2 protein-coding genes are annotated in these 1,774 nt (G+C 69.1%); both read left to right on the top strand.

Annotated elements, in window-relative coordinates; genetic code table 11:
• The first annotated feature begins 49 nt into the window (after positions 1–49).
• Positions 50–781, top strand: coding sequence for a polyphosphate--glucose phosphotransferase (ppgK, locus tag A9X04_RS02100; RefSeq protein ID WP_067917274.1), 732 nt, complete (start codon positions 50–52; stop codon positions 779–781).
• Positions 782–956: 175 nt separating this feature from the next.
• A partial coding sequence (locus A9X04_RS02105) for a sigma-70 factor domain-containing protein (RefSeq protein WP_304442381.1) occupies positions 957–1,774 on the top strand: 818 nt, incomplete at its 3' end.

A 1,774-nucleotide genomic window follows, 5' to 3' on the forward strand; every position in this document is an offset into this window, starting at 1 on the left:
GCCCGGCGCCGGCGCCGCCGTCGGCACACCACAGCGTCGGGGATTCGGCATCGACGTCGGCGGCAGCGGCATCAAGGGCGGCATCGTCGACATGGACACCGGACAGTTGATCGGCGAACGGGTCAAGCTGTTGACCCCGCAGCCGGCGACGCCGGAGGCGGTCGCAAAGACCATCGCCGAGGTGGTCAACGCGTTCGGCTGGACCGGCCCGCTCGGCGTGACCTATCCCGGGGTGGTCACCCACGGCGTCGTCCAGACGGCCGCCAACGTCGACAAGTCGTGGATCGGCACCAACGCGCGTGACATCATCAGCGCCGAGCTGGACGGGCAGGACGTCACGGTGCTCAACGACGCCGACGCCGCGGGGCTGGCCGAGGAGCACTACGGGGCGGGCAGAAACCAGTCCGGCCTGGTCGTCTTGCTGACGTTCGGCACCGGGATCGGCTCCGCGGTCATCCACAACGGCACGCTGATACCCAACACCGAGTTCGGGCACCTGGAAGTCGGCGGCAAAGAAGCCGAGCTGCGGGCGGCGTCGTCGGTCAAAGAGAAGAACAACTGGAGCTACGAGAAGTGGGCCGCGCAGGTCACCCGGGTGCTGGTGGCCATCGAGAACGCGGTGTGGCCGGACCTGTTCATCGCCGGCGGCGGCATCAGCCGCAAGGCCGACAAGTGGCTACCGCTGCTCGAGAACCGGACCCCGGTGGTGGCTGCGGCCCTGCTCAACACGGCCGGGATAGTCGGCGCGGCGATGGCCTCCACCTCCGACGTGACCCACTGATTTTCCCCGGCAGAGCCGTTCGACCGCTCGCTGTCGTTACAATGGTCATCGGCGACCGCCCGAACGATAGCGTGCAAACACGAACGCTGATCCAACGCCGACATCGACATAGCAGACACTTTCGGTTCACCATGCCCATTACCCACCGAAGGTGAGCCCAAACGAAGGGGTGTAAGTGGCACCGACCAAGGCCAGCCCGGCAACCGACGCGCCGGTGAAACGGACCGCCACTAAGTCTCCGTCCTCCCCCGCCAAGCGCCCGGCGGCCAAGGCCGCCAACGGCACCGCCCCCGCCAAACGCGCCGCCAAGGCGCCGGCCCCCACCGGCAAATCCGAGGGCGACGCCGGCGCCGAGAAGAAGACTCGCGCCGCCAAGGCCCCGTCGGGCCGTGGGACCAAAGCCGCCAAGGCCGCCCCGGCGGATGCCGACGCGGAACTGGAGGTCGCCGAAGACCTCGACGACGCGGAGCTCGACGCGGAGCCGGGCGAGGATCTCGAGATCGACGCCGACCTGAGCCTGGACGACCTGGAAGACGACGTTGCCGCCGAGGGCGAGGACGCCGAAGTCGAGCCGGCCGACTCGGACGACAGCGAGGAAGAGGGAACCGCCCCGGTCGTCCCGGCCGGCGCGGCCGCCACCGACGAGGACGAGGAGATCGCCGAGCCCTCCGAGAAGGACAAGGCCTCCGGCGATTTCGTCTGGGACGAAGACGAGTCCGAGGCGCTGCGTCAGGCGCGCAAGGACGCCGAACTCACCGCGTCGGCAGACTCGGTTCGGGCCTACCTCAAGCAGATCGGCAAGGTGGCGCTGCTCAACGCCGAGGAAGAGGTCGAGCTGGCGAAGCGGATCGAGGCCGGCCTGTACGCCACGCAGCTGATGGCCGAGATGGCCGAGCGCGGCGACAAGCTGCCCGCCGCCCAGCGCCGCGACATGATGTGGATCTGCCGCGACGGCGACCGCGCGAAAAACCATCTGCTGGAAGCCAACCTGCG

The organism is Mycobacterium sp. E3247 (genome assembly GCF_001667785.1).
In the GTDB taxonomy this organism is placed as follows: Bacteria; Actinomycetota; Actinomycetes; order Mycobacteriales; family Mycobacteriaceae; genus Mycobacterium.